18 protein-coding genes are annotated in these 17,884 nt (G+C 73.1%); 5 read left to right on the plus strand and 13 right to left on the minus strand.

The window, feature by feature from the left end; all coding sequences use genetic code 11:
* Window positions 1-14 precede the first annotated feature (14 nt).
* From cbbX to IW256_RS26660, 3 genes are read right to left on the minus strand one after another with little or no spacing between them, the layout of a single operon-like run.
* Window positions 15-989 (minus strand): CbbX protein, encoded by a 975-nt coding sequence (gene cbbX / locus IW256_RS26650; protein WP_197013565.1) that lies wholly within the window; start codon window positions 987-989, stop codon window positions 15-17.
* Entirely contained in the window at window positions 986-1,405 is a 420-nt protein-coding gene (locus IW256_RS26655) for a ribulose bisphosphate carboxylase small subunit (protein WP_197013566.1), read from the minus strand. Before IW256_RS26655 ends, cbbX begins: the two co-directional genes overlap by 4 nt.
* Before the next feature lie 25 nt (window positions 1,406-1,430).
* Window positions 1,431-2,873: a form I ribulose bisphosphate carboxylase large subunit gene (locus IW256_RS26660; RefSeq protein ID WP_197013567.1), complete on the minus strand. Its 1,443-nt coding sequence runs from the start codon at window positions 2,871-2,873 to the stop codon at window positions 1,431-1,433.
* A gap of 157 nt (window positions 2,874-3,030) precedes the next feature.
* Between IW256_RS26660 and IW256_RS42370 the strand changes: the two genes are divergently transcribed.
* Window positions 3,031-3,903: a LysR family transcriptional regulator gene (locus tag IW256_RS42370; RefSeq protein WP_197013568.1), complete on the plus strand. Its 873-nt coding sequence runs from the start codon at window positions 3,031-3,033 to the stop codon at window positions 3,901-3,903.
* A 156-nt stretch (window positions 3,904-4,059) separates the two neighbouring features.
* On the opposite strand, the gene IW256_RS26670 is transcribed toward IW256_RS42370, so the two are convergent.
* Window positions 4,060-4,218 carry a hypothetical protein gene (locus IW256_RS26670; RefSeq protein WP_197013569.1) on the minus strand — a complete coding sequence of 53 codons (159 nt, stop codon included), beginning with the start codon at window positions 4,216-4,218 and terminating at the stop codon, window positions 4,060-4,062.
* Between the two features lie 170 nt (window positions 4,219-4,388).
* Here IW256_RS26670 and IW256_RS26675 point away from each other — a divergent pair, with 170 nt between their 5' ends.
* Window positions 4,389-5,564 carry a saccharopine dehydrogenase family protein gene (locus IW256_RS26675; RefSeq protein WP_197013570.1) on the plus strand — a complete coding sequence of 392 codons (1,176 nt, stop codon included), beginning with the start codon at window positions 4,389-4,391 and terminating at the stop codon, window positions 5,562-5,564.
* A 24-nt stretch (window positions 5,565-5,588) separates the two neighbouring features.
* Here the strand turns inward: IW256_RS26675 and IW256_RS26680 are convergent, their stop codons facing one another.
* Together IW256_RS26680 and IW256_RS26685 are read right to left on the minus strand one after the other, a co-directional pair.
* The gene (locus IW256_RS26680) at window positions 5,589-6,803 is read right to left on the minus strand and encodes a GAF domain-containing sensor histidine kinase (protein ID WP_197013571.1); all 1,215 of its coding nucleotides are present in this window, start codon (window positions 6,801-6,803) and stop codon (window positions 5,589-5,591) included.
* Window positions 6,800-7,453, minus strand: a complete 654-nt coding sequence (locus tag IW256_RS26685; RefSeq protein WP_197013572.1) for a response regulator — start codon at window positions 7,451-7,453, stop codon at window positions 6,800-6,802. The genes IW256_RS26680 and IW256_RS26685 overlap by 4 nt, the downstream gene beginning before the upstream one ends.
* 158 nt (window positions 7,454-7,611) lie before the next feature.
* Here IW256_RS26685 and IW256_RS26690 point away from each other — a divergent pair, with 158 nt between their 5' ends.
* Complete coding sequence (locus IW256_RS26690) at window positions 7,612-8,589, plus strand: phosphoribulokinase (RefSeq protein WP_307829106.1); 978 nt, start codon at window positions 7,612-7,614, stop codon at window positions 8,587-8,589.
* A gap of 342 nt (window positions 8,590-8,931) precedes the next feature.
* Here the strand turns inward: IW256_RS26690 and IW256_RS26695 are convergent, their stop codons facing one another.
* From IW256_RS26695 to IW256_RS26720, 6 genes are all read right to left on the minus strand, one after another.
* Window positions 8,932-10,029 carry a potassium channel family protein gene (locus tag IW256_RS26695; RefSeq protein ID WP_197013573.1) on the minus strand — a complete coding sequence of 366 codons (1,098 nt, stop codon included), beginning with the start codon at window positions 10,027-10,029 and terminating at the stop codon, window positions 8,932-8,934.
* A 107-nt stretch (window positions 10,030-10,136) separates the two neighbouring features.
* A complete protein-coding gene (locus tag IW256_RS26700; RefSeq protein ID WP_197013574.1) occupies window positions 10,137-10,502 on the minus strand; it encodes a hypothetical protein in 366 nt (121 codons plus the stop codon).
* 87 nt (window positions 10,503-10,589) lie between these two features.
* Window positions 10,590-11,048, minus strand: a complete 459-nt coding sequence (locus tag IW256_RS26705; RefSeq protein WP_197013575.1) for a peroxiredoxin — start codon at window positions 11,046-11,048, stop codon at window positions 10,590-10,592.
* 289 nt (window positions 11,049-11,337) lie between these two features.
* Entirely contained in the window at window positions 11,338-11,766 is a 429-nt protein-coding gene (locus IW256_RS26710; protein ID WP_197013576.1) for a DUF3052 domain-containing protein, read from the minus strand.
* 205 nt (window positions 11,767-11,971) lie between these two features.
* On the minus strand, window positions 11,972-12,379 hold the full coding sequence (locus IW256_RS26715) for a secondary thiamine-phosphate synthase enzyme YjbQ (protein ID WP_197013577.1): 408 nt from the start codon (window positions 12,377-12,379) through the stop codon (window positions 11,972-11,974).
* 39 nt (window positions 12,380-12,418) lie between these two features.
* A complete protein-coding gene (locus tag IW256_RS26720) occupies window positions 12,419-12,628 on the minus strand; it encodes a DUF1918 domain-containing protein (protein ID WP_197013578.1) in 210 nt (69 codons plus the stop codon).
* A gap of 389 nt (window positions 12,629-13,017) precedes the next feature.
* Between IW256_RS26720 and aceE the strand changes: the two genes are divergently transcribed.
* Window positions 13,018-15,801, plus strand: a complete 2,784-nt coding sequence (gene aceE / locus IW256_RS26725) for a pyruvate dehydrogenase (acetyl-transferring), homodimeric type (protein ID WP_197013579.1) — start codon at window positions 13,018-13,020, stop codon at window positions 15,799-15,801.
* 151 nt (window positions 15,802-15,952) lie between these two features.
* Here aceE and IW256_RS26730 read toward each other — a convergent pair whose 3' ends face one another.
* Entirely contained in the window at window positions 15,953-16,906 is a 954-nt protein-coding gene (locus tag IW256_RS26730; protein WP_307829108.1) for an alpha/beta fold hydrolase, read from the minus strand.
* A 178-nt stretch (window positions 16,907-17,084) separates the two neighbouring features.
* On the opposite strand from IW256_RS26730, the gene IW256_RS26735 reads away from it, so the two are divergent.
* Window positions 17,085-17,882: a 3-hydroxybutyrate dehydrogenase gene (locus tag IW256_RS26735; protein ID WP_197013581.1), complete on the plus strand. Its 798-nt coding sequence runs from the start codon at window positions 17,085-17,087 to the stop codon at window positions 17,880-17,882.
* Window positions 17,883-17,884: the final 2 nt, after the last annotated feature.

Consider the following 17,884-nt stretch of genomic DNA (forward strand, 5'->3'; position numbering starts at 1 on the left):
GATTCCTGCGGGGGCTAACCGGTAAAGACTCGGCTGGTCAGGAAGTCCTGCGGCCGGAGTGTCGTGAGTTCCGCGCGGGTCACCTCGCCGCCTCCGGCCATGAGGCGGCTCGCGTGACGCAGGCGGGCCCGTTCGATGGCGTTGCGGACGGAACGGGCGTTGGCGAAGCGGGGCTGGGCGCGGCGCCGTTCCAGGTAGTCGCGGAAGACCGGCTCGGTGTCGGGGGCCAGGCGGTACCCCTCCCGGGCCATCATGAGGTGGCCGATCTCCTCCAGTTCGGCGGGCTCGTAGTCGGGGAAGTCGATGTGGTGCGCGATGCGCGAGCTCATCCCCGGGTTGGAGGAGAAGAACGCGTCCATCCTGTCCTTGTAGCCGGCGAGGACGACGACGAGATCGTCGCGCTGGTTCTCCATGACCTGGAGGAGGATCTCGATGGCCTCCTGGCCGTAGTCGCGTTCGTTCTCGGCCCGGTACAGGTAGTACGCCTCGTCGATGAACAGCACCCCGCCCATGGCCCGTTTGAGGACCTCCTTGGTCTTGGGCGCGGTGTGGCCCACGTACTGGCCGACCAGGTCGTCGCGGGTGACCGACACCAGGTGGCCCTGGCGGACGTAGCCGAGGCGGTGCAGCAGTTCGGCGAGCCTGGTCGCGACGGTGGTCTTGCCGGTGCCGGGGCTGCCGGTGAAGCACATGTGCAGGTTGGGGCGGCCCGAGTCGATGCCGAAGCGGGCGCGGATCCGGTCGATCAGGAGGAGCGCGGCGATCTCCCGGATCCGGGTCTTGACCGGGGCCAGCCCGACCAGTTCGGCCTCCAGGGCGTCCAGGACCTCGTCGATGTGGGAGTCCGCCCGCTCGCGGGCCAGGTCGATCCGGGAGCCGGGCGGGAGCGGCGGGGCGGGGGGTGGTGCCCCGGCACCGGCGGCCGAACCGTTCGCCGGTGCCGGGGAGTCGCCGGACGGGCGCATCCCGAATCCGAGTCGTTCGCTCATCGGTACCGGTCGCCCTGCGGGCGGTCGAGGGCGTACGGGTGGACGCGGAAGCGCACGCGGCGGTCGGAGGTCTCCTCGCGGTCCAGCCGGAACCCGGGCTCCTCGGCCGGGCGCTGGACGATGAAGGAGAGCGCGGTGGTCTGCCGGCCGTAGCTCGCGTCGTAGGCGTTCAGCCGGACGTAGTGCGCCGGGTACGCCTTGCGGCACTCGTTGACCTCCAGCAGGACCCCCGCCGGGTCGGTGAGGTCGAACATCGGCAGGCCCCACATCTCCCAGTACGAGTTGCGCGGATGCGGGTCGTCGGTGAACTCGATCGAGCAGGGCCAGCCCCGCCCGAGCGCGTACGCGACCTGGGCCGTGATCTCCTCGTCGGTGAGGTCCGGCAGGTAGGAGAAGGTTCCCTGGGTGATTCTCATCAGATGCTCCGAGGTTGGGGCCCCTTCAGGGGGTCGGTGTGAACACTGCCGTCTCGACGACGTCGGGGGTGTCGGTGGACTCGTAGGTGAAGGTGATGTCGCCCCAGGTGGACAGGGCGACGTCAAGCTCGCGGCTGTGCTTGGCGGCGGCGCGCAGGATGTCGGGGCCCTCGGCGAGGAAGTCGCGGCCCTCGTTCCGCGCCTTGATCATGGCTTCGAGGGCCACCCGGTTGGCGGCGGCGCCCGCGGCGATGCCCATGGGGTGGCCGATGGTGCCCCCGCCGAACTGCAGGACGACGTCCTCGTCCAGGTAGTGCAGGAGCTGGTGCATCTGCCCGGCGTGGATGCCGCCGGACGCGACCGGCATGGTGCCGGGCAGGGAGGCCCACTCCTGGTCGAAGTACAGGCCCTTGACCGGGTCGGCGGCGGTCCGGTCCTGCCGGAGGGTGTCGTAGAAGCCCGCGACGCTGTTGGGGTCGCCCTCCAGCTTGCCGACGACCGTCCCGGCGTGGATGTGGTCGACGCCGGCCAGCCGCATCCACTTGGCGATCACGCGGAAGCTGACGCCGTGGTTCTTCTGCCGGGTGTACGTGGAGTGCCCGGCGCGGTGCAGGTGCAGCAGGACGCCGTTGGCGCGGGCCCAGTGGGCCATCGACTGGATGGCCGTGTAGCCGATGGTCAGGTCGATCATGACGATGACGCTGCCGAGTTCCCTGGCGAACTCGGCCCGCTCGTACATCGCCTCCATCGTCCCGGCGGTGACGTTGAGGTAGTGGCCCTTGACCTCGCCGGTCGCGGCCTGGGCCCGGTTCACGCCCTCCATGCAGTACAGGAACCGGTCGCGCCAGCGCATGAACGGCTGGGAGTTGATGTTCTCGTCGTCCTTGGTGAAGTCCAGGCCGCCGCGCAGCGCCTCGTACACGACCCGGCCGTAGTTGCGGGCCGACAGGCCCAGCTTGGGCTTGACGGTGGCGCCGAGCAGGGGGCGGCCGAACTTGCCGAGGTACTCGCGTTCCATGACGATGCCGTGCGCGGGCCCCTGGAACGTCTTGACGTAGTGGGTCGGGATGCGCATGTCCTCCAGGCGCAGGGCCTTGAGGGCCTTGAAACCGAAGACGTTCCCGATGATGGACGAGGTCAGGTTCGCGATCGACCCCTCCTCGAACAGGTCGAGGTCGTAGGCGATGTAGGCGATGAACTGGCCCTCCTGCCCCGGTACGGGTTCCACCCGGTAGCACTTGGCCTGGTAGTTCTCGTAGCTGGTGAGCCGGTCGGTCCACACCACGGTCCAGGTGGCGGTGGAGGACTCGCCGGCGACGGCGGCGCCGGCCTCCTCCGGGGGCACGCCGGGCTGCGGCGTGATCCGGAAGGCGGCCAGGATGTCGCTGTCCTTCGGCTGGTAGTCCGGCCGCCAGTAGCCCATCTCCGCGTACGGGATCACGCCCGCCGACCATCTGCCCGCGTTCATCGGCCCTACCTCCGTCCGGACGCCCGCGTGGGACGCCTGCTGGCTGGCTCACGGGCCCTCGCCCGTGCCTGCTTCGAGCGTGCCTCCCGGATACTTGTGTTGTCCATCAAGTGTTCTGCGGTGATACTCAAGCGAATGCTCAATGAAGGGCGGGGCGATGACCGAGGCGCGGCTGCGGACGTTCGTGGCGCTGGCGGACACCGGCTCGGTGCGGGAGGCGGCGCGGCGCCTGTACGTGACCGAGTCGGCGGTGTCGGCGTCGGTGACCGCACTGGCCCGTGACCTGGGGGTTCCACTCATCCGCCGGATGGGGCGGGGCGTCGGCCTGACCCCGGCCGGGACGGTGTACGCGGCGTACGCGCGGCAGGTGCTGGGCCTGCTCGAACAGGGCCGGGCGGCGGCCCTGGGGGCGGCCGACCCGGCGCGCGGGACGCTGCGGCTGGCGGCCGTGACGACGGCGGCCGACCAGGTCCTCCCCGAGCTGCTGGCGGGCTTCCGGGCCCGCGTGCCGGGGGTCGGGCTGACGCTGGAGGTCGGGCCGAGCCGCGAGGTCTGGGGCCGGCTGGCCGCGCACGAGGCCGACCTGGTGCTGGCCGGCCGGCCGCCCGCGGGGGCCGCCGCGACCGTCCTGGCGCGCCGTCCCAACGAGCTGGTGGTGGTGGGCGCCCCGGAGGTGGCGGCGGCGTTCGCGCCGGCCTCGACGCCGTGGGTGATGCGGGAGCCGGGATCGGGCACCCGGGCCACCGCGGAGGCGTACCTGGCCGAGCTGGAGGTCGCCCCGCCGAGCCTGGTCCTCGGCTCCAACGGCGCGGTCATCGCCGGGGCGGCGGCCGGGCTGGGCGTGGCCCTGGTGTCCCGGGACGCCGTCGGGGCCGAGCTGGCCGCCGGGCGCCTGGTCGTCGTGGACGCGCCCGGGATGCCCCTGGACCGGCCCTGGCACGCGGTGTCCGGGACGGATCCGACCCCGACGACGCTGCTGTTCGTCGGCCACCTGCTGGACGCCCCCGGCTGGACCGAGGCGCAGGGGTGAGCGAGCCCCGGACATGCGCCGCACGGCGCCGCCTTCCCGAGAACGCGCGAGGAGCCGGCGGCTTGGTGGTCGTCACCGACATCGGCCTGTCCCAGATCAGGTCACAGCCGGTCCGGCCGGTGGTGGTGCCGGCGTCACCGGCCTGCCGATGGCCGCTCAGGAGCCGGACGCGAGCCAGACGGAGATCGAGAGCAGCGCCAGGCTGACGGCGATCATGATCAGCCCGGTCCGGCTCCAGCGGCCGGGCGGGAGGAAGCGCGCGCAGCCCAGGATCAGCAGGGCCGCGACGTCCATCGACATCGCCAGCACGATCACGCCATCATCCCCCCTTGATCCGTGCGTCATCGTAGGACATCAGCGCATGTCCGGCGGCGGGCCGGGCAGGGACGGATGCGCGCTCACCCCGAGCACGACAGAATCGGATTCGGAAAAGAGCACGGATCCAGGCTCGCGCCGATCGCCCCGCCGACCGCGAAGGGACCCCCATGACCACCGACCGCCCGTACGAGATCGTCCTGTACGGCGCCACCGGCTTCACCGGCGGGCTGACCGCCGAGTACCTGGCCCGGCACGCCCCGCCGGGCACCCGCTGGGCGCTGGCCGGACGCGACCGCGGCAGGCTGGAGGCGGTACGCGACCGGCTCGCCGCGATCGACCCGGCCTGCGAGAAGCTGCCGCTGCTGCGCGCCGACAGCGGCGACGCCGCGTCACTGGAGGAGGTCGCGCGCGCCGCCCGGATCGTGGTCACCACCGTCGGCCCGTACGGGACCCACGGCGAGCCGCTGGTGGCCGCGTGCGCCGCGGCCGGCACCGACTACCTCGACCTGACCGGCGAGCCCGGGTTCGTCGACCGGATGTACGTGCTCCACCACGAGGAGGCCGTGCGCACCGGGGCCCGGATCGTGCACGCCTGCGGGTTCGACTCCATCCCCTACGACCTGGGCGCGTACTTCACCGTCCAGCGGCTTCCCGAGGACGTGCCCCTGCGCGTGGAGGGCTTCGCCCGGTTCGACGCCGACTTCTCCGGCGGCACCGCGCACTCGGCGATCGGCGTCTTCTCCGACATGCCCGGGATGCTGCGGGCGGAACGGGAACGGCGGCGGGTCGAGCCGCGCCCGGAGGGCCGCCGGATCCGCCTCTCCCGGCGCGCGGTCCCGCACGCCCGCGTCGGCGGCTGGACGCTGCCGATGCCGACGCTGGACCCGCGGATCGTGGCCCGCTCCGCCGCCGCCCTCGACCGTTACGGCCCGGTCTTCACCTACGGCCAGTACGTCGCGGTCAGGCGCCTGCCCGCCGCCGCGGGCCTGGCCGCCGGGATGGGCGCCGCCGTGGCGCTGGCGCAGCTGCCGCCCACCCGGGCGCTGCTGCTGCGGCTGGTCAGCGCGCCCGGCGACGGACCCTCGGCCGAACGGCGCGCGCGGAGCTGGTTCAAGGTGACGTTCGTCGGCGAGGGCGGCGGGCACCGGGTGGTGACCGAGGTCGCGGGCGGCGATCCCGGCTACGACGAGACGGCCAAGATGCTGGCCGAGTCGGCGCTGTGCCTGGCCCACGACGACCTCCCCGAGACCGCCGGGCAGGTCACCACCGCCGTGGCCATGGGCGACGCCCTCATCCGCAGGCTCGACCGGGCCGGCCTGACGTTCCGGGTCCTCGACCGCTGAGCCCGGCCGGGGCCCGGCGGGCCGCTACGAGCGCGGGATGGGGATCACCGCCTCGACCGTGGTGCCGACGCCCGGACGGCTGGTCACGGTGACCCGGCCGCCCAGCAGTTCGGCGCGTTCGGCCATGCCGCGCAGGCCGTAGGAGTCGGGACGGCGGCCGTGCCGGCCCCGGCCCGCGACCGCCCGCGGGGAGAAGCCCACGCCGTCGTCCTTCACCATCAGGCGGACCCGGTCGTGATCGTGCTCCAGCAGCAGGTCGACGTAGGAGGCGGACGCGTGCCTCAGGCAGTTGCCCACCGCCTCCTGGGCGATCCGGTACAGCGCGGTCTGCACGTGGTCGGGCAGCGCGTCCTCCAGCTCCCCGGAGACGGCCACGGTGACGTCGAGCCCCTCGCCGCGCGGCTCGGCGGCGGCGTCGCCGGGGCCTCCGGGGCGGGGCAGGGCGCGCCCGCCCAGCCCCTGGCCGGCCTCGCGGGCGAGCGTGGCCAGCGCCGCGGCCAGGCCGAGATCGTCCAGGACGGGCGGGCGCAGGCCGCCGATCGCCGCGCGCGTCTCGGCGGCGGCCAGCTCGCACAGCCGCCGCGCGTGGCCGATCTGCGCCCGCGCCTCGGGATGGTGCTCGGGCAGCGTCTCCTCGGCCGCCGACAGGTGGAACCCCAGCCCGGCGAGGCGCTGCGCGATGCCGTCGTGGATCTCCCGGCTCAGCCGCGACCGCTCGGCCTCCTGGACCTCCACGGCCCGTTCGGCGAAGCGCTCGGCGGCGCGTTCGCGCTCCTGAGCGGCGCGCAGCCGCCGGCACGAGCACAGCACCGGCGCGAACAGCCCGGCCAGCGCGGTGACCAGCACGACGTCCTCCGGCGGGCAGCGCACCGGCGACCGTACGTCGAGCACCGCGATCACGACCCCGCCGCTGAGGACGGGCACCGCCACGCCCCGGCCGTCGGCGTGCGCGCGCGGGCGGCCGTGGGCGGCGACCCAGCCCACGTCGCCCTCCCCCAGCGGTACGGGCGGCCCGCCCGGCGCCTCCAGGGCCCGCTCGTCCTCGTCCAGGACGTACACGTCGCAGAACGCCAGGGCCCGTCCGGAGCGGACGACCAGCCCGGCCAGCTCCCCGGCGAGCTCGGGCAGGCTCCGGTCCGAGCACGCCACGGCCACGATCCGTACCAGCAGGTCGTGCCCGCCCCCGGCGAGCACCTGCAACGGCTCCGGCGGCCCCGCCGTCCGCGCGCCGGCCGTCACCGGAACAGCCCCTCGCGGAGGGCGACGGCGATGGCCGCCGAGCGGTCGGCCACCTCCAGCTTGCGGTAGAGGGCCCGCAGATGGCTCTTGACGGTCTCCTCGCCGAGCACCAGCCGGGCCGCGATGGCCTTGTTGGACAGCCCGCCGACCAGCAGCGACAGCACCTCGCTCTCGCGCTGGGTGAGGCCGCGGTTGGCGCCGGGCCAGAACTCGCCCCGGGTGAGCCGGGCCGCCGTGACCACCATCCGGCCCGCGAGGGTCGGGTCGACGACGGTCTCGCCCTGGGCGACCTCCTCCAGCCGCCGGACCAGCTCCGACCCGTCCACCCGCTTGAGCAGGTAGCCGCCGGCCCCGGCGCGCAGGGCCTCGAAGACGTACTGCTCGTCGTCGTACACCGACAGGAAGACCACGCGCGCCTCCGGCACCCGCTTGGTGATCACCCGGCACAGGTCCAGGCCGCTCTCCGGGCCGAGCCGCATGTCCAGCAGCACCACGTCCGGGCGCAGCGAGGTGACGAGCCGGGTCGCCTCGTCGCCGGTGCCGGCCTGCCCCACGACGCGCACGCGACCCGAGTAGCCGCCCAGCATCGCCTGCAGGCCGGCGAGGATCATCTCGTGGTCGTCGACGAGGACGACGCGAACGGGTCCCATTCCGGAACGATAACAACCGTTACCTACTGGCCAGTAGCCCCTTCTTGGTCAGAGCTTTGTCCGTTTTCACCCCCCGTCTCCCCTGTTTGGGGGACGCCCCCGGAACGGCCCCGCCCTACCGTCTGGAGCACACAACGCCGCCGGGACGGAGGACACAGGTGCCCCATCGGATCGTGCACATGCTCCGGGCGCGCGGAGCGGGCCGGCGCCCCGTCATGCTCGCCATCGCCGGGGACAGCGCCGCGGGCAAGACCACGCTGACCAGGGGCCTGGTGCAGTGCCTGGGGGCGGACCGGATGACCGCCGTCTGCGTGGACGACTACCATCGCTACGACCGCGCGGAGCGCCGCGGCAAGCCGTTCACGGCGCTGCACCCGGACTGCAACCACATCAACGTCATGGAACAGCACCTGCAACTGCTGTCCATGGGCGAACCGATCCTCAAGCCGGTGTACGACCACACCACCGGCGAGCTGGTCCGTCCCGAGCTGGTGGAGCCGCGCGACTTCGTGATCGTCGAGGGCCTGCTGCCGCTGCACACCCGCCTGGCCCGCGCCTGCTTCGACATCACCGTCTACCTCGACCCGCCCGAGCGGCTGCGGCATTCCTGGAAGGTCCGCCGCGACTGCGAGAAGCGCGGCTACACGCCCGCGCAGGTGGAGGCCGAGCTCGCCCGGCGCGAACCGGAGAGCGCCGCCTACATCCGCCCTCAGCGCCGCTGGGCCGACATCGTGGTGCGCTTCGCGCCGGTCACCGAACGCCACGACCCGCCCGGGACGCCGCTGTCGGCCGAACTGCTGCTGCGCCCGACCATCGACCACCCCGAGCTGGGCGCGGTCATCGGCGAGGCGGACCCGGCGGCGGGCGGGGAGACCGCGATGCACCTGCGGCTCCATCGCGACACCGACGGCCGCCCCGTCGACTCCCTGCACGTGCACGGGTACGTCTCCCCCGAGGAGTCGCAGGTGGTGAAGAAGGCCATCTGGGAACGCCTGGCACCCTGGGCCGGGAACGGCGGCCTGGACCCGCGGGCCCTCGGCCGTTTCGGAGAGGACGGCGCCAGCGACCCGCTGGCGATCACCCAGCTGCTCCTCCTCTACCACCTGCTCGACGCCGGCCGCCGCCAGGCGGCCTGAACCGCCCGCCCGGCCCCCGAACGCGCCGGGCGGTGGCGCGCCGCCGGCTCCACACCGTCCGCGGCGGCGGCCCGCCACCGCCCGGTGCCCGCCCCCACCGCATCGTCGCCATTCCGTTAACCGGTTCGTCGGAGGGCGATGCGAAGATCCATGTCAGAGGATCGACGGCCCGGCCGCCGATCTACGGTAGATTCCGCGAGCCGCGCGGGGAGGCCCCGGGACGTTTCCGGGCCGCGCGACCGCGGCGAGCCAGGAGGGCGCCCACTGGGCGCAACGGGCGCCCTCCTGGCTCACCCCCGTGCTCCCCCCTGGGCGACCGTGCTCACCCCGGGGCTTCCGTGCTCACCCCTGGGCGACCGTGTCCTGGGCCGCCGGCCGGCCGGACAGCTCGCCCCACGGAATGACCGGACGGTCAGGCGCCACCACGGCCAGCGACTGGCCGCCCCGGACCGTCTCCCCCGGCGCGGCGGCCAGCCGGAACCGGGCGTTGGGACGGTGCGAGTCGCCCACCGCCAGCAGGGTGCTGCCACGCCGGAGCAGGAAGATCGCCAGGTCCAGGCGGGGCCACTCGCCCGCGCCCTCGGGCACGTCCACGCGGAACAGCGTGGAGTCGGCGTCCAGCGTGCTGGCCAGGTTGTGGTAGATCGAGGCGACCCCGGGGTTGCGGATCGCGACCGCGACCACCGCCGGATCGTCGATGTCGACCGTCTCGATGCCGTCCCCGATCAGGTCGAGCGCCTCGCCGATCTCGGCCCGCCGGCCGCCCTCGTGCACCCCGGCGAGCAGGTGCGGCGCGGTGGCCCCGTGCCGGCGCAGGAAGGCGCCGACCCCGAGCATCACCCGCACGGTCTCGTCGTCGTTGCGGCCCACCACCAGCACCGTGCGGGCGTCGGCCAGCCGCGCCCGATCGTAGGCGGTGTCGTCGAGGAGCACCACGTCGTACAGCTCGGGATCGGGGTTCTCCCCGGTGAGCTGGCCCGGCCAGAAGACGGTGACGACAGGGGCCCGGACGAACTCCGGATCGGCCCTCAGCTGGCGGATCACGGCGCGCAGCCGGTCCCGCTCGTACCCGATGATCACGATGTGCCGGCGGTGGTGCAGCCGGGCCCGCCCGTTGGCCTTCATGGTCCTGCCCTTCGCCATCCAGAGGGTCGCCTCCGCGAACAGCATCAGCCCGGCGGTCAGGCCCGCGACGATCACGATCGCCCCGCCGACCCGGCCGCCGGCCGTCTCGGGGTACAGGTCGCCGTAGCCGGTGGTGGTGCCGCTGACGAAGAAGTACCAGAGGAAGTGCGCCGGGTTCCTGAGCTCGGACCCGGGCTTCTCGAACACGGCGATGAGCGTCCAGCCGAGCAGCCCCGCGGCCGCCAGCACCAGGGCCGGGCCGCGCCAGGCGCGGGCCCCGATCCGCTGCACCACGCGCATCAGGACGAAGGGCATCGGCGGCCTCCCACGTCGCTCACCCGCGCGCTCACCGGAGAACGCTGCGTCGCAGGTTGGCACCCCGGAGGCCGCGCGTCAAGCCCGGGACGGGTCGTCCGCCGAGGTCAGGGGCCGGGTTCGCGTTCGGGGACGGGATCGCGCCGGAAGAACCGGGTCAGCGCCGCGGCCACCTCCTCGGAGAGGCCGGAATCGGCCGGAGCGGCCCCGGAGGGAACCCGGTCGTCCGGGCACGCCTCGTCCCGCACCGCCGCCCGGGTGTGCCCGCAGTCGCGGCATTCGATCTCGCCGAGACGGCAGCCCAGCGCCGCCGAGCCGCAGGAGGCGCAGCGGTCGAGCTCGGCCGTCCCGCCGTGGGCGGCCTGGCAGCCCGGGCAGATCAGGACCTGCCGTTCGGCGCGGACCCCGCGCTTCCACGGGCTCGCGCCGCGCACGGGGTCGGTCTGCCGCGCCCCGCATCGGAAGCAGGGCATCACACCTCCAGGGGTGCGGGGGCCAGGACCGGGGAACCGCCGGCCGCCCTCAGGACGGCCACCGCGCCCGGCCCTGGCCCGGATCGCTCAGAGTCCGGCGAGCGCCTTGCGGTACTCGTCGAGGTCCCGCGCGTCGGGAATGGCGTTGACGACCTTCCAGCGGACGACGCCCTCGGTGTCGATGACGAAGGTGCCGCGCAGCGCGACGCCCTTCTCCTCGTCGAAGACGCCGTACCGGCGCGCGGTGCCGCCGTGCGGCCAGAAGTCGGCCAGCAGCGGGAACGTGTAGCCCTCCTGGTCGGACCAGGCCCGCAGCGCGAACATGGAGTCGACCGAGACGGCCAGCACCTGGACGTCGTCGCCGCCGAGGGTGGGCAGCTCGTCACGGATCGCGCACAGCTCGCCCGTGCAGACGCCGCTGAACGCCAGCGGGTAGAACACCACGACGACGTTCTTCCGGCCGCGGAGATCCGACAGCTTCACCGGGGTGCCGTGCTGGTCCTTCAGCTCGAAGTCCGGCGCGACGTCGCCTACCTCAACCGCCATGCCTCTCCTGGGGCTCGTCCCGCCGCGCGGCGGGAAGGGTGACCCCCCACGGTCGTGGGGGTGGGCGCGCGGGCGCGCGCCACGGGCCGGCCGGTGCGGCGGGCACGGGCACCAGAGGCACGACCCCCGGTCACGGCGACCACGGGCCAGTCTGCCACCTCGCCCGTCCCCTCAGCCGGGGACGTGCCCCCGGAGCGCCGCGGGCGCCGGCGGACGGCCGCCGACCGGCCGCCGACCGGCCGCCGACCGGCCGGGGACCGGCCGACCGGGAGGTACGGCGGGCGTGCGGCTACTTGTGCACCTTGGGGGCGACGAGGCGGGTCCCCGACCACTCCCTGGCGGCGCTGACGCTGCTGGTCTGGGCCAGGCCGGCCGTCTGCGCGGCCTCCCCGATGTCGCTGGGCTCCACGTGGCCGTCGCGGCCCGCCTTGGGGGTCAGCAACCAGATGTGGCCGCCACCGGTCAGGGGCACCATCGCGTCGGCGAGGCCGTCGAAGAGGTCCCCGTCCTCTTCACGCCACCACAGCAGCACGACGTCGACCACATCCTCATAGTCTTCGTCGACCAGCTCGTTCCCCGTGACGGCCTCGACGGAGCTGCGCAGCTCCTCGTCGACGTCGTCGTCGAAGCCGATCTCCTGCACCACCTGGCCCGGCTTGAGGCCGAGCCGTTCGGCCAGGCTGCGCTCAGACTGCGCCTGACCCGCGGTCGCGCTCACGAAAGTCCTCCCATGGTCGATAGTCCGTGCTGTGCGGTTCCGGGCCGCCCCGATGGCGGCCCATCCACACTGGTTCGGGTTTTGCGGGACAGTCCACACAAGTAAGTGGCACTAGCGCAAGTGTCTTCCCGGCTTTTGGTGGCCTCATGGGCCCGAATACGGCCCCGGCGTTCCTTGGACACCCGCCGAGAGTAACAACGGACGCTCATCCCGCAAGAAACGACAATCGCACCTGACGATCCGGGTTGTCGACATTGAGATCGACCAGGGCCACCGACTGCCACGTCCCCAGGGCCAGCCGGCCGCCCACCACGGGCAGCGTCGCGTACGGCGGGACGAGCGCGGGCAACACGTGTGACCGGCCGTGGCCACGGGACCCGTGGGCGTGGCGCCAGCGGTCGTCGGCGGGCAGCAGGTCCTCCAGGGCGGCCAGCAGGTCGTCGTCGCTGCCGGAGCCCAGCTCGATGAGGGCGATGCCTGCCGTGGCGTGCGGGACGAAGACATGCAGCAGCCCGTCATCACCCGCCGAGGCGGCGAATCGCTCGCACTCGCCCGTGATGTCGTGAACGACCTGCCGGTCGCCGGTGGTCACCTGGACCACGGTGCTCTTCATGCTCCCAGGTGTACCCCATCGGGCCCCGGCACGCGTACCTCAGCGATCGGCGTGGACGTGCTCCCTGGCCGGAGTCTCGATCACGGCGTCCGGCCCCGGGAAGACCAGGCCGGTGTGCCCGTCGTCGAAGCGGACCGTGTAGGGCGGCCCGCCCTCGGCGCCGCGCACCTCGATGATCTCTCCCGACCTGTCGGGCTGGCCTACCGCGTTGCCGTGCACATGCAGCCGATCTCCCACCGATGCGTTCATCACTCTCCCCCAGACCGTCCGGCCGCGCCTCCGCGGCCGTCCGGGCGTGGTCGTCCGTGTCCCGTGGTGCCCGAGGGAAAGGTGGTGCGGCGCGTGGCGCACCGCCACCGTCGGACCCGTTCCGGACACCCTTCAGTAGGGCTTTCGGTTCGCCCTCGTATGGGTTGACTGCTCCGCGCAGGGGGTTCCCAAACCCGGTCGCGAGAACCGCCGCACCCCCGATGACCGGGCACAATGGTTACTGGTTGGTAGAGATGCGTTAGGCGTCGCAAACAGCGACGATGGGGATCACGTACCACCGACGACGAACAGTCGTCCGCGAGGACGCGGGCCGCTCACCGGGCGCGCGCGCCTCACCAGGAGAAGACGGTAAGCACAGAGGGGACCCCGTGGCTTCCGGACGTCAGCGTTATTCGATCATCAGCGACGGCCTGCCGAGCCAGCTCCCGGACATCAACCCGGACGAGACCCGGGAGTGGCTGGAATCGCTCGACACGGTGATCAAGACCGAGGGCCGCAGCCGGGCGCGGTATGTGATGCTCCGGCTCCTGGAGCGCGCCCGCGAGCAGCAGGTGGGCGTGCCCGGCCTGCGGAGCACCGATTTCATCAACACCATCCCGCCGGAGCGGGAACCGTGGTTCCCCGGCGACGAGCACATCGAGCGGCGGATCCGCGCCTACATCCGCTGGAACGCGGCCATCATGGTCTCCCGGGCCAACCGGCCCGAGCTGGGGGTCGGCGGCCACATCGCCACCTACGCCTCGGCCGCCTCCCTCTACGAGGTCGGCTTCAACCACTTCTTCCGGGGCAAGGACCACGGCGAGTCGGGCGACCAGGTCTTCCTCCAGGGGCACGCGGCCCCCGGCATCTACGCCCGCGCGTTCCTCGAGGGCCGGCTGCCGCAGGAGAAACTGGACGGCTTCCGCCAGGAGATGTCGCATCCGGGCGGGGGGCTGTCGTCCTACCCCCACCCGCGGCTGATGCCGGACTTCTGGGAGTTCCCCACGGTCTCCATGGGGCTCACCGCGATCGACTCGGTCTACCAGGCCCGCTTCAACCGCTACCTCTACAACCGCAAGATCAAGGACACCTCCCGCTCGCACGTGTGGGCCTTCCTCGGCGACGGCGAGATGGGCGAGCCGGAGTCGCTGGGCGCGATCGGGCTGGCCGCGCGCGAGGAGCTGGACAACCTCACCTTCGTGGTCAACTGCAACCTGCAGCAGCTCGACGGCCCGGTACGCGGCAACGGCAAGATCATCCAGGAGCTGGAGTCGTTCTTCCGCGGCGCCGGCTGGAACGTCATCAAGGTCGTCTGGGGCCGCGACTGGGACCCGCTGCTGGCCCAGGACGCCGACGGCGTGCTGGTCAACAAGATGAACACCACGCCCGACGGCCAGTTCCAGACCTACACCGTCGAGTCCGGCTCCTACATCCGCGACCACTTCTTCGGCGACGACCCGCGGCTGCGCAAGATGGTCGAGCACCTGTCCGACGACGACCTGCGCAAGCTGTCGCGCGGCGGGCACGACTACCGCAAGGTGTACGCGGCGTTCAAGGCCGCCCGCGAGCACGTGGGCCAGCCGACCGTCATCCTGGCGCACACCATCAAGGGCTGGACGCTGGGGCCCGACTTCGAGGCCCGCAACGCCACCCACCAGATGAAGAAGCTCACCAAGGCCGAGCTGAAGGAGTTCCGCGACCGGCTCTACCTGGACATCCCCGACTCGGCGCTGGAGGCGGAGCTGCCGCCGTACTACCACCCGGGCGAGGACTCCGACGAGATCGAGTACATGCGCGAGCGCCGCGCGGCGCTGGGCGGGTTCCTGCCCAAGCGGGTGGTCCGGGCCAAGCCGCTCAAGCTGCCCGGCGACCCGGTCTACGCGGAGCTGAAGAAGGGCTCCGGCAAGCAGAACGTGGCCACCACCATGGCCTTCGTCCGGCTGCTCAAGGACCTGATCAAGGACCAGAACATCGGCGCCCGGTTCGTCCCGATCGCCCCGGACGAGTACCGCACGTTCGGCATGGACTCGCTGTTCCCGACCTCCAAGATCTACGCCCCGCACGGGCAGACCTACGAGGGCGTGGACCGCAAGCTGCTGCTCGCCTACAAGGAGTCCGAGCAGGGCCAGATGCTGCACGAGGGCATCAGCGAGGCGGGCTCGATGGCCTCCACGATCGCCGCGGGCACCGCCTACGCCACGCACGGCGAGCACATGATCCCGGTCTACATCTTCTACTCGATGTTCGGGTTCCAGCGGACCGGCGACCAGATGTGGGCGCTGGGCGACCAGATGGGACGCGGCTTCCTGCTGGGCGCCACCGCGGGCCGCACCACGCTGACCGGTGAGGGCCTGCAGCACGCCGACGGGCACTCGCCCCTGATCGCGGCCACCAACCCCGCCTGCGTGCACTACGACCCGACCTGGGCGTTCGAGCTGGCGCACATCGTCCAGGACGCGCTGCGCCGGATGTACGGCTCGTCCGAGGAGCACCCGCGGGGCGAGGACGTCTTCTACTACCTGACCGTCTACAACGAGCCGTACCAGCAGCCGGCCGAGCCGGAGGACCTGGACGTCCAGGGCCTCCTCAAGGGCCTCTACCGGCTGAAGGTGGCCCCGGAGACCGGTAACGGCCAGGCGCCCCGCGCCCAGATCATGGCCTCGGGCGTGGCCGGGCGCTGGGCCATGGAGGCGCAGCGGCTGCTGGCCGAGGAGTGGGGCGTGGCCGCCGACGTCTGGTCGGCCACCTCGTGGAACGAACTGGCCCGCGAGGCCCAGGCGTGCGACGAGTGGAACCTGCTGCACCCCGACGCCGAGCAGCGCGTCCCGTACGTCACCCGGGTCCTGGAGAGCGCGCCGGGGCCGATCGTGTCGGTGAGCGACTACATGCGGGCCGTGCCGGACCAGATCGCGCCGTGGGTCCCCGGGGACTACTCTTCCCTCGGCACCGACGGGTTCGGGTTCTCCGACACCCGCGCCGCGGCGCGCCGGGCGTTCCATGTCGACTCGGCCTCGATCGTGCTGGCCGTGCTGACCCGGCTCGCCCGCCAGGGCGAGGTCAAGCCGGAGACGCTGCAGCAGGCGATCGAGCGCTACCGGCTGGACTCCGACGTCAGCACCGTGTTCGCGGGCGGCGTCCAGTCGGCCGAGAGCAACACGGGCGGCGACGCCTGACAAGAGCCCGCTCACCCGCCGCGAGGACGGCGATCACGGAGGTGTAGGCCGTGATCGCACCTCACGGCGCATGGGGGCTTCCGGGACACCCCAACGGTCCCGGAAGCCCCCACCCTTTTCCTGGGGGACTCTCGGGACGGCCCTGGAGGGGTCAGAGGTCGCGGATGAAGCCGATCAGGGCCTCGTTGACCTCGGCGGGGCGCTCCTGCTGGGTCCAGTGGCCGCATCCGGACAGCCAGACGGTGCCGCGCAGGTTCGGGACGAAGTCGGCCAGGCGGTCGACGGCGCGGCGGGCGGGACCGGCCACGACGGGGTCGCGGTCACCGCCGATGTAGAGGGCGGGCGGGGTGATCGGCGCGCGGTGCCAGGCGGCGGTGAGCTCCCAGTTGCGGTCGAGGTTGCGGTACCAGTTGACGGGGCCGGCGAAGCCCGCGTCCCCGTACTCGCGCGCGTACGTGGCGATGTCGTCCTCGGTGAGCCAGCCGGGAAGCCGGGCGGGCTCCGGGCAGGACTCCACGAAGCCGCCGCCCTCGGGGACGGCCGGAAGCAGGCCGCCGCCGTCGCCGGACGCCGCGTACAGGATCCGGCGGAACGTCGCGGTGCGGTCGCGGTCGAGGTCGGCCTCGGGCTCCCCGGGGCGCTGGAAGTGGACCATGTAGAAGCCCTCGCCGAACATCTCCCGCATGGCCTGGACCGGGGGCCTTGAACTGCGCGGCCGGTGCGGCACCGACAGCCCGGCCACCCCGCGCACCCGTTCGGGGAGGAACTGGGCGGTGGCCCAGGCGACGGGCGCTCCCCAGTCGTGGCCGACCACGACGGCCCGTTCCTCGCCCAGGGCGTCGATCAGCCCGGCCACGTCGCCGACCAGATGGTGGATGGTGTACCGGTCGGCCTCGCGGGGCCCGCCGGTGCGGGCGTAGCCGCGCTGGTCCGGCGCGACCGCGTGGTACCCGGCCTCGGCCAGCGCGACGAGCTGGTGCCGCCACGAGTACCAGCACTCCGGGAATCCGTGCAGGAGCAGGACGAGGGGCCCGGAGCCCGCCTCGGCGACGTGCATCCGCAGCCCGCCGGTGGACTCGACGAAGCGGTGGGCGATCTCGGTCACGGCACCTCCATGATCGGCACGGCCTCCGACGCTAGCGTTCCCGTCCCGGCGCGGCGGTACCGGCCCTGGACGGGAGGGCGGCGGCGGGGTGAACGCGGCGGTGACCCACATGGGAGGGGGGCCGATTATGTCGGCGCGCTCCATAGGAGGGGGGCCGTGCCCTTCGTAGGTTCGGCCCATGACGAGCGTGACTCCGGGGCCGGACGTGCGGGTGCCCGCCGCCGGCCTCGACCTCTCGGGGCGCACGGCCCTGGTCACCGGCGGGGCGGGCGGCATCGGCCTGGCCTGCGCGCGCCGCCTGGCGTCCGCCGGGGCCCACGTGGTGGTGGCCGACATACGCGCCGAGGCCGCGGCGGAGGCGGCGGCGGCGATCGGCGGGACGGCGCGGGCGGCCGACCTGGCCGACCTGGCCGAGGCCGACGCGCTCGCCCGTTCCTGCGCCGCCGACATCCTGGTCAACAACGCCGGGATCCAGCATGTGGCGCCGCTCGAGGAGTTCCCGCCGGAGACGTTCTCGCGGATCCTGCGGATGATGGTGGAGGCGCCGTTCCGGCTGGTCCGGGGCAGCCTGCCGGGGATGTACGGGCGGGGCTGGGGCCGGATCGTCAACATCTCCTCCGTGCACGGGCTGCGCGCCTCGCCGTACAAGGCGGCGTACGTGACGGCCAAGCACGCGCTCGAAGGGCTGTCCAAGGTGATCGCTCTGGAGGGCGCCGCGCACGGGGTGACCTCCAACTGCGTCTGCCCCGCCTACGTCCGTACGCCCCTGGTGGAGGGGCAGATCGAGGACCAGGCGCGGGTGCACGGCATGTCGCCCGGCGCGGTGACCACCGACGTCCTGCTGGCCAGGGCGGCGGTGAAGCGGCTGATCGAGCCCGCGGAGGTGGCCGAGCTGGTCGCCTACCTGTGCGCGCCGCAGGCCGCGATGATGACCGGGGCGTCGTTCTCGATGGACGGGGGATGGACCGCGCATTGACG

It is taken from the genome of Actinomadura viridis, assembly GCF_015751755.1.
GTDB classification, from domain to species: domain Bacteria; phylum Actinomycetota; class Actinomycetes; order Streptosporangiales; family Streptosporangiaceae; genus Spirillospora; species Spirillospora viridis.

What these genes read in the sequence shown, in the direction of transcription:
- cbbX (WP_197013565.1), bottom strand. Translation starts at nt 989, where the DNA reads ATGAGCGAACGACTCGGATTCGGGATGCGCCCGTCCGGCGACTCCCCG.
- IW256_RS26655 (WP_197013566.1), bottom strand. Translation starts at nt 1,405, where the DNA reads ATGAGAATCACCCAGGGAACCTTCTCCTACCTGCCGGACCTCACCGAC.
- IW256_RS26660 (WP_197013567.1), bottom strand. Translation starts at nt 2,873, where the DNA reads ATGAACGCGGGCAGATGGTCGGCGGGCGTGATCCCGTACGCGGAGATG.
- IW256_RS42370 (WP_197013568.1), top strand. Translation starts at nt 3,031, where the DNA reads ATGACCGAGGCGCGGCTGCGGACGTTCGTGGCGCTGGCGGACACCGGC.
- IW256_RS26675 (WP_197013570.1), top strand. Translation starts at nt 4,389, where the DNA reads ATGACCACCGACCGCCCGTACGAGATCGTCCTGTACGGCGCCACCGGC.
- IW256_RS26685 (WP_197013572.1), bottom strand. Translation starts at nt 7,453, where the DNA reads ATGGGACCCGTTCGCGTCGTCCTCGTCGACGACCACGAGATGATCCTC.
- IW256_RS26695 (WP_197013573.1), bottom strand. Translation starts at nt 10,029, where the DNA reads ATGCCCTTCGTCCTGATGCGCGTGGTGCAGCGGATCGGGGCCCGCGCC.
- IW256_RS26700 (WP_197013574.1), bottom strand. Translation starts at nt 10,502, where the DNA reads ATGCCCTGCTTCCGATGCGGGGCGCGGCAGACCGACCCCGTGCGCGGC.
- IW256_RS26705 (WP_197013575.1), bottom strand. Translation starts at nt 11,048, where the DNA reads ATGGCGGTTGAGGTAGGCGACGTCGCGCCGGACTTCGAGCTGAAGGAC.
- IW256_RS26715 (WP_197013577.1), bottom strand. Translation starts at nt 12,379, where the DNA reads ATGAAGAGCACCGTGGTCCAGGTGACCACCGGCGACCGGCAGGTCGTT.
- IW256_RS26720 (WP_197013578.1), bottom strand. Translation starts at nt 12,628, where the DNA reads ATGAACGCATCGGTGGGAGATCGGCTGCATGTGCACGGCAACGCGGTA.
- IW256_RS26735 (WP_197013581.1), top strand. Translation starts at nt 17,085, where the DNA reads ATGACGAGCGTGACTCCGGGGCCGGACGTGCGGGTGCCCGCCGCCGGC.